The following is a 7,698-nucleotide window of genomic DNA, read 5'->3' on the forward strand; positions in this document are numbered from 1 at the left end:
CCCGAGCACGCTGCACCCGAGCACGCTGCACCCGAGCACGCTGCACCCGAGCACGCTGCACCCGAGCACGCTGCACCGGACGCGACGCCAGGGTTGCAGCCAGTACGTCCGCTACGCGGCATGGGGTTGCTCGCCCCGGCTTCGCCGCCTGCCCGCTTCCCTTCGCGGCCCTCGCGCCGGCCGGTCGACGTCCCGGCCGCCCCGCTCCTTCATACTGCGCGGCACCATGAAAAACGGGCGCCGTCGCGCCCGTTGAAACCTGCCTGCCTCCTGGATTTTCACCCGGCGGGAGGCTCGCCGTTTCCTCGCCGCGCCGTCGCGCGGCGCGCCGCATGCGTCATTGCGCGTCGCGGCCCGCGATCAGCGGATAGACCACGCCGGCGATCGCCGCGCCGATGATCGGTGCAACCCAGAACAACCACAGCTGGCCGAGCGCCTCGGCGCCGACGAACAGCGCCGGGCCGGTCGAGCGCGCCGGGTTCACCGACGTGTTCGTCACGGGGATCGAGATCAGGTGGATCAGCGTCAGGCACAGCCCGATCGCGATCGGCGCGAAGCCGGCCGGTGCGCGCTTGTCGGTTGCGCCGAGGATCACGAACAGGAAGAAGCCCGTCAGCACCACTTCGCAGATGAACGCCGCCGCGAGCGAGTAATGGCCGGGCGAACGCGCGTCATAGCCATTCGTCGCGAAGCCGCTGCCGACCACGTCGAAACCGGGCTTGCCGGTCGCGATCAGGTAAAGCACGAACGCGCCCAGCGTCGCGCCGATCACCTGCGCGACGATGTACGGCACGAGGTCGCGCGCCGGGAAGCGGCCCGCGACGGTGAGCCCGACGCTGACCGCCGGGTTCAGGTGGCACCCGGAGATATGGCCGATCGCGAATGCCATCGTCAACACCGTCAGGCCGAACGCGAGCGCCACGCCGACGAAACCGATCCCGAGACCGGGGAAGGCGGCGGCCAGTACGGCGCTGCCGCAGCCACCCAGTACGAGCCAGAAAGTACCGAACAATTCTGCGGTGAGACGTTGGGATAATTTCATTGGATTGGATTCCTGATAAAGGACAGACAACACATGGAGCGCGCACCGACCTCGGTCCGCGCCCCCGGAATTGGTCTGGATTATAGGAAATTACACGGATTCCGAAGGGTCAACGATTGTTAAATTAGGAGTGTTTGATGGTTATTTTTATTAGAATATCGACGCATTGTGAATATATGCGCGGGCGCGCTTAAAAATTTATCAGACAAATTATTAAGCTGGCACGGGTGCAATGCTGATTGCGCAATAGATCCTTTGTGTCTAGGCTGGAATCGCCGAGCGGATCACGAAACAGGGAGTCGAAATGTCTCAATACGCAAAAATCAAGGCGCAGATCGCCGATTTGCAATCCCAGGCCGAAGAAGTGCGCCGGCAGGAAGTCGAAACCGTGATCGCCGAGTTGCAGGCGAAGATTGCGGAGTATGGGTTGACTGCCCAGGACCTCGGCTTCGCCGAACGGGCCCGGCGCGGCCGCCCGCCGAAGAAGGGGCCGCTGCCCCCGAAATATCGGGATCCCAAATCCGGCAGTACCTGGAGTGGCCGAGGCAAGCCGCCCAATTGGATCGTCGGCAAAAACCGCGAGCGCTTTTTGATTGAATAAGCGTGCAGCGCTCAGCCAGATAAAAGCCGCATCCTGGATGCGGCTTTTATCATTTTTCGAACTGTAATTCTGTATTGTTGCCGGGAATGGCGACTAGCCGGCGGCACTCTGTCGCCACTGCGATTGTTTCGTCGTATCACAGAGTGTTTCGTATACGTCCAGATAGTGTTGAGCCATCGCCTTGGCGCTGAAACGCTGTTCGAAGCGCGCACGAATCTCGGTGCGCGACAGTGTATCGATCCGATGCAACGCTCCGATCGCACCGTGCATGTCCTCGACGATGAAACCCGTCACGCCGTCCTCGATCACTTCGGGCACGGAGCCGCGATTGAACGCGACCACCGGCGTGCCGCACGCCATCGCCTCGATCATCACGAGGCCGAACGGCTCCGGCCAGTCGATCGGGAACAGCAGCGCCTTGGCGCCCGACAGGAACGCGGGCTTCTGCGCCTCGTTGATCTCGCCGATGAATTCGACATCCGCGTCGGCGAGCAGCGGCTCGATCTCGGTGCGGAAGTATTCCTCGTCGACCTTGTCGATCTTCGCGGCGATCTTGAGCGGCATGCCGCTGCGGGCGGCAATCCGGATCGCCGTATCGACGCGCTTTTCCGGGCAGATACGGCCCAGGAACGCGAGATAGCCGGGGGCCTGCTCCGAGCAGGGCGTCAGGAGCCCGTCCGGTAGCCCGTGATAGACGGTGCCGGCCCATGCGGCCTGCGGCAGCGGCTTGCGCTGGTTGTCGGAGATCGACACGACGGGCGCGTGCGGGAACACGTTGAACATCGGCTGCAGTTCCGGCAGGTCGAGGCGGCCGTGCAGCGTCGTGACATAGGGCGTGTCGAGACGCGACATCAACGGGAACGGCAGATAGTCGAGATGGAAATGCAGGATGTCGAAGTCGTGCGCCGAACGCGCCACGCGTTCGAGCAGCCGCATATGGGGTGCGATCGGATCGCGGATCGAAGCGTCGAGGCGCAGCGCGCGCGGCCAGGCGGCCTCGAGGCGCGCTGAGGTGACGGAATCGCCGCTCGCGAACAGCGTCACGTCATGGCCGAGCTCGACGAGCGCCTCGGTCAGGTAGGACACGACCCGCTCGGTGCCGCCGTAGAGCTTCGGCGGAACGGCTTCGTAGAGCGGGGCGATTTGAGCGATGCGCATGGGCGGTCTCCGGTGCGGATAGGCGGCGCTTGCCAGGGGGTCGCGAGGCGCGGCGCCCTCGGGCGTCACGCGGTGACAAGCGAAAAAAATGGAAGCCGGCACGGGGCCGGATACCGAGGTTCGCCGTTCATTATCTGGATCGCTCGCGCGGCATCGAGTGATTTTTCAAAGACTTAAGCCTTGTTACAGGATGAAATACGCCGTAGGCCGTGAAAATGAGCGACTCCACCCAAAATGCGAGACATCCAAAGGGATTGTTGCGGGCGCATGAAAACGCTCTATAATTTCCCCGTAATGCTTTTTTAAAGCCCGCCTCCCGCCTTGTCTGGCGGGGCTTTCCGAGAAATCGCCGCACGTCTACCTGTCAACTCTGACTGTCAGAAAAATTCCTACATGGTTTACAGAGAAATCCTGCCCGGATGCGTTCTCTTTGCTGATACCCGCTTGAAAACCGATTGGCCAAAATGGCAGTAAGACTATAAACGTGCCGTTCGTCTCTCACTGAGAGGTGCCCAGGCAAACGTTTTCATAAGTACGTACGGCCAAGATTTCTACGGGGGAATCATGAGCGCTACCAGCGAAATGCTCACTGAGATCAAAGAAGTAAACCTGTCTTATCTGTTGCTCGCGCAGCGTCTGCTGCGTGAGGACAAAGCCATGGGCATGTTTCGGATGGGGGTCTCGGAAGAACTGGCGAATGTGCTTGCCAATCTCTCGCTGGCCCAGACCGTGAAGCTCGCCGCATCGAATCAGATGCTCTGCCGTTTTCGTTTCGACGATCACGCGCTCCTCTCGTCGCTGGCCGACAAAGGCCGCAGCGACACCGTCACGCAAGCCCACTCCGCCATCCTGATGGCCGGTCAACCGGTCGAAGGCATCCGCTGATCCCGCGTCGTCGGAGGTACCGGCGCGGGGGCGCCGGCGACGGCGCGCGGTTGCGCGGGGAACTCACAGAACAAGCAGGTGAACAACAATGGCGACCAAAAGCGTGGTTGTCGAGGTCCGGGAAATCACCCTGGCCATCGAATTGATCGAATTGGGTGCGCGACTGCAGTTGCTCGAAGCCGAGACCAGCCTGTCGCGTGACCGCCTGATCAAGCTGTACAAGGAACTGAAGGGCGTCTCGCCGCCGAAGGGCATGCTGCCGTTCTCGACCGACTGGTTCATGACCTGGCAGCCGAACATCCATTCGTCCCTGTTCTACAACATCTACCGGTTCATGCAGTCGCACGGCGGCTGCGATCCGATCCAGTCGATCGTGAAGAGCTACCGGCTGTACCTCGAGCACGTGAACCTGTCCGCGGACGAACCCGCGCTCAGCCTCACGCGCGCGTGGACGCTGGTGCGCTTCTTCGACTCGGGGATGCTGCAGATGACCCCGTGCACCCGTTGCGGCGGGCATTTTGTCGCGCATGCGCACGACCCGCAGCATGGCTTCGTCTGCGGCCTGTGCCAGCCGCCGTCGCGCGCGGGCAAGACCCGCAAGGCCGCGGCCAGGGCCGAACTGGCCGCGCTGGCGGTCTGACGGGCGCGCCCTCGCGGGGGCGCGCTCTGGCGCGGCGCGCCCCGCCCGACGGGTTGCCGCGAAGGGGTCCAATCCTCCGCGGATTGATGGTTTACACCGGCCCCGGCGCCTCGCGCAGGCGCCAAAGTTTTTGTCCCGACTGCCGTAAACCACTTAACGGCGGCCTCCCCGCCGCTTACTCGTGAGGGACAGGCAGTGCTGATTTTCGTGGGAACTCTCGTGACGCTGTTGTCCGTGTTCGGTGGCTATGCGCTGGCCGGCGGACATCTGGGCGCGTTGCTGCAGCCCGTCGAGATCTTGATGATCTGCGGCGCCGGTCTGGGCGCGTTCATCATCGGCAATGGTTTCAAGACCATCAAGGCGACCCTGCGCCTGCTGCCCACACTGTTCAAGGGCTCGAAGTACAACAAGGACGTCTACATGGAGCTGATGGCGCTCCTGTACGTGCTGCTCGCGAAGGCGCGCAAGGAAGGCACGCTGACGCTCGAAGCGGACATCGACGATCCCGAGAAGAGCCCGATCTTCACCCAATATCCGAAAATCCTCGCCGACAAGCACATCGTCGAATTCCTGACCGACTACCTGCGGCTGATGGTGGGCGGCAACATGAATGCGTTCGAGATCGAGAGCCTGATGGACGAGGAGATCGAAACCCATCACGCCGAGGGCGAAGGCCCCGCGCACGCGCTGATGCGCGTCGGCGACGCGATGCCGGCCTTCGGGATCGTCGCCGCGGTGATGGGCGTGGTCCACACCATGGCCTCGGCCGACAAGCCGCCCGCGGTGCTCGGCGCGATGATCGCGCAGGCGCTGGTCGGCACCTTCCTCGGCATCCTGCTCGCGTATGGCCTGTTCGGCCCGCTCGCGAGCCTGGCCGAGCAGCGCGTCGCCGAATCGACCAAGATGTTCCAGTGCATCAAGGTCACGATCCTCGCGAGCCTGAACGGCTACGCGCCCGCCATCGCGGTCGAATTCGGCCGCAAGGTGCTCTACTCGACCGAGCGTCCGTCGTTCGCGGAACTCGAAGAGCATGTGCGCCGCGTGAAGGCGAAGTGAGCGCGGAGCCCGGGGCATGAGCAAAGGAAAAGATCGCGCAATCATCGTCAAGCGGGTGGCGCCCCAGAAGAAGGGGCACCACGGCGGTGCATGGAAACTCGCCTACGCGGACTTCATGACCGCGATGATGGCCTTCTTCCTGCTGATGTGGCTGCTCAGTTCGGTCACGCCGGTGCAACTGAAGGGGATCGCCGAATACTTCAACACGCCGCTGAAGGCCGCGCTGCTGGGCAGCGGCGACCGCAGCGCCGACGAGTCGAGCATCATCAAGGGCGGCGGCCGCGACATCTCGAGCATCGACGCCGGCGTGACGCGCCGCACCGACGGCTCGACCAGCCTGGCCGACCGGGTCGCGAAGCAGAACGACGACGACGCGCTCGCGCAGGCGCAGGGCGCACTCGAGCGCCGCGAGCAGGTGCGCCTGCATGATCTGCAGGTGAAGCTGATGGCGGCGATCGAGGCGAACCCGACGCTGCGCCAGTTCAAGCAGCAGATCCGCATCGACTCGACGCTGATGGGCCTGCGCATCGAGATCGTCGACAGCCAGAAGCGGCCGATGTTCGCGATGTCGAGCGACAACGTCGAGCCGTACATGCGCGACATCCTGCGCGAGATCGGCAAGACGCTCAACGACGTGCCGAACCGCATTATCGTGCAGGGCCATACCGACGCCGTGCCCTACGCGGGCGGCGAGAAGGGCTACAGCAACTGGGAATTGTCGGCGGACCGCGCGAACGCGTCGCGCCGCGAGCTGGTGTCGGGCGGCATGGACGAGGCGAAGGTGTTGCGCGTGCTCGGCCTCGCCTCGACGCAGAACCTGAACAAGGACGATTCGCTCGATCCGGAAAACCGCCGGATCAGCATCATCGTGCTCAATCGCAAATCCGAACTGGCGCTGATGCGCGACGATGCGACCACGACGACGCTGTCGTCCGACGCCGCCGGCTCGAAGCAGCTCGCCGAGCAGCTCGCGCCGGCCCCGGTCGTGGCGCCGCCCGCGCCGGCCGTCGCGCCGATGCCGGTCGCGCCGATGCCGGCCGCGCCGAAACCCTGACGCCTACGAGACCACCATGATCCGAACCATCCTCGCCATCGACGATTCCGCCACCATGCGCGCGCTGCTGCAGGCGACGCTGACCGAAGCCGGCTACGACGTGACGGTCGCGTCGGACGGCGAAGTCGGCCTCGAAATCGCGTCGGTCGCGGCTTTCGACCTGGTGGTCACCGATCACCACATGCCAAGGAAGAACGGCCTGGAAGTGATCGCCGCGCTGCGCGAGAAGGAACACTACGCTTCGATCCCGATCCTGGTGCTGACGACCGAAGACGGCGATGCATTCAAGGCCGCCGCGCGCGAGTCGGGAGCGACCGGCTGGATCCAGAAGCCGCTCGACCCGGAGACGCTGCTCGACCTCGTCGCGGCGCTCGCGCCGAGCCATCCGTGACATGAACTTGTTGTTTTAAGGCGGTGAACCGGCATGACTCTCGATATTACTCAGTTCTACCAGACGTTCTTCGACGAAGCCGACGAGCTGCTGGCGCAGATGGAGCAGCTGCTGCTCAATCTGGACGTCGAGTCGCCCGATCCCGAGGATCTGGCTGCGATCTTCCGCGCGGCGCACTCGATCAAGGGCGGCGCGGCGACGTTCGGTTTTTCCGCGCTGACGGACACCACCCACATCCTCGAATCGCTGCTCGACCGCGCGCGCAACCACGAGTTGACGCTGACCAAGGACATGGTCGACGCGTTCCTTGAAACCAAGGACGTGCTGTCGGACCAGCTCGCCGACTACCGCGCGAGCGCCGAGCCCGACGCGGCCGCGGCCGCGACGATCTGCGCGAAGCTCGAAAAGCTGAAGGCCGCGAGCAGCGGCGCAGCGGCGCCCGCGCCCGCCGCGGCCGCGCCGCAGCCGGTGCCCACGCCGACGCCCGCCCCGCTGGCGGCGCCGGCGCCGGCCGCCGCCGACGGCACCCCGGAACACGTGGTCGAGCAGGCCTACGAGGCCGCGCAAGGCGCGTCCGACGCCGCGCCGGCAGGCGACGGCCCGCATCTGCAGATCACGTTGAGCGGCGTCGACGACAAGGATCAGGCGCTGCTGGCCGAGGAGCTGGGCAATCTCGGCCACGTGGTCGGCCGCGCGAAGAGCGGCCAGGACCTGACGCTGTGGCTCGACTCCGACGTGCCGTCGGACGACATCGTCGCCGTGTGCTGCTTCGTGATCGACGAAAGCCAGATCCGCATCGGCCGCGGCACCGCGCCGGCCGCGCCGGCCGCGCAGCCGGCGGCCTGTCTCTTCTGCACATCTCCGAGCCCCC

The 7,698-nt window shown here is 64.6% G+C and carries 9 protein-coding genes; 7 read left to right on the forward strand and 2 right to left on the reverse strand.

What is annotated here, in order from left to right; translation table 11 throughout:
* Positions 1 to 337: 337 nt before the first annotated feature.
* Positions 338 to 1,042: an aquaporin Z gene (gene aqpZ / locus AC1RQF_RS04865; protein WP_274000555.1), complete on the reverse strand. Its 705-nt coding sequence runs from the start codon at positions 1,040 to 1,042 to the stop codon at positions 338 to 340.
* A 304-nt stretch (positions 1,043 to 1,346) separates the two neighbouring features.
* Between aqpZ and AC1RQF_RS04870 the strand changes: the two genes are divergently transcribed.
* The gene (locus AC1RQF_RS04870) at positions 1,347 to 1,643 is read left to right on the forward strand and encodes an H-NS histone family protein (protein WP_274000556.1); all 297 of its coding nucleotides are present in this window, start codon (positions 1,347 to 1,349) and stop codon (positions 1,641 to 1,643) included.
* A 93-nt stretch (positions 1,644 to 1,736) separates the two neighbouring features.
* Here the strand turns inward: AC1RQF_RS04870 and AC1RQF_RS04875 are convergent, their stop codons facing one another.
* Positions 1,737 to 2,801, reverse strand: coding sequence for a glycosyltransferase family 4 protein (locus tag AC1RQF_RS04875; protein ID WP_492871437.1), 1,065 nt, complete (start codon positions 2,799 to 2,801; stop codon positions 1,737 to 1,739).
* A 564-nt stretch (positions 2,802 to 3,365) separates the two neighbouring features.
* On the opposite strand from AC1RQF_RS04875, the gene flhD reads away from it, so the two are divergent.
* From flhD to AC1RQF_RS04905, 6 genes are all read left to right on the forward strand, one after another.
* Positions 3,366 to 3,686, forward strand: coding sequence for a flagellar transcriptional regulator FlhD (gene flhD / locus AC1RQF_RS04880; RefSeq protein ID WP_252981947.1), 321 nt, complete (start codon positions 3,366 to 3,368; stop codon positions 3,684 to 3,686).
* 88 nt (positions 3,687 to 3,774) lie between these two features.
* The gene (gene flhC, locus AC1RQF_RS04885) at positions 3,775 to 4,326 is read left to right on the forward strand and encodes a flagellar transcriptional regulator FlhC (RefSeq protein ID WP_274000558.1); all 552 of its coding nucleotides are present in this window, start codon (positions 3,775 to 3,777) and stop codon (positions 4,324 to 4,326) included.
* Between the two features lie 195 nt (positions 4,327 to 4,521).
* Positions 4,522 to 5,382 (forward strand): flagellar motor stator protein MotA, encoded by an 861-nt coding sequence (gene motA / locus AC1RQF_RS04890; protein ID WP_252981945.1) that lies wholly within the window; start codon positions 4,522 to 4,524, stop codon positions 5,380 to 5,382.
* A 16-nt stretch (positions 5,383 to 5,398) separates the two neighbouring features.
* Entirely contained in the window at positions 5,399 to 6,436 is a 1,038-nt protein-coding gene (gene motB, locus AC1RQF_RS04895) for a flagellar motor protein MotB (RefSeq protein WP_492871439.1), read from the forward strand.
* Between the two features lie 16 nt (positions 6,437 to 6,452).
* Positions 6,453 to 6,827: a response regulator gene (locus tag AC1RQF_RS04900; RefSeq protein ID WP_274000561.1), complete on the forward strand. Its 375-nt coding sequence runs from the start codon at positions 6,453 to 6,455 to the stop codon at positions 6,825 to 6,827.
* 33 nt (positions 6,828 to 6,860) lie between these two features.
* Positions 6,861 to 7,698, forward strand: an 838-nt coding sequence (locus AC1RQF_RS04905; protein WP_492871440.1) for an Hpt domain-containing protein, incomplete at its 3' end; no start/stop codon positions are given.

This window comes from Burkholderia sp. GW821-FHT14F03 (assembly GCF_058803765.1).

What these genes read in the sequence shown, in the direction of transcription:
- aqpZ (WP_274000555.1), bottom strand. Translation starts at nt 1,042, where the DNA reads ATGAAATTATCCCAACGTCTCACCGCAGAATTGTTCGGTACTTTCTGG.
- AC1RQF_RS04870 (WP_274000556.1), top strand. Translation starts at nt 1,347, where the DNA reads ATGTCTCAATACGCAAAAATCAAGGCGCAGATCGCCGATTTGCAATCC.
- AC1RQF_RS04875 (WP_492871437.1), bottom strand. Translation starts at nt 2,801, where the DNA reads ATGCGCATCGCTCAAATCGCCCCGCTCTACGAAGCCGTTCCGCCGAAG.
- flhD (WP_252981947.1), top strand. Translation starts at nt 3,366, where the DNA reads ATGAGCGCTACCAGCGAAATGCTCACTGAGATCAAAGAAGTAAACCTG.
- flhC (WP_274000558.1), top strand. Translation starts at nt 3,775, where the DNA reads ATGGCGACCAAAAGCGTGGTTGTCGAGGTCCGGGAAATCACCCTGGCC.
- motB (WP_492871439.1), top strand. Translation starts at nt 5,399, where the DNA reads ATGAGCAAAGGAAAAGATCGCGCAATCATCGTCAAGCGGGTGGCGCCC.
- AC1RQF_RS04900 (WP_274000561.1), top strand. Translation starts at nt 6,453, where the DNA reads ATGATCCGAACCATCCTCGCCATCGACGATTCCGCCACCATGCGCGCG.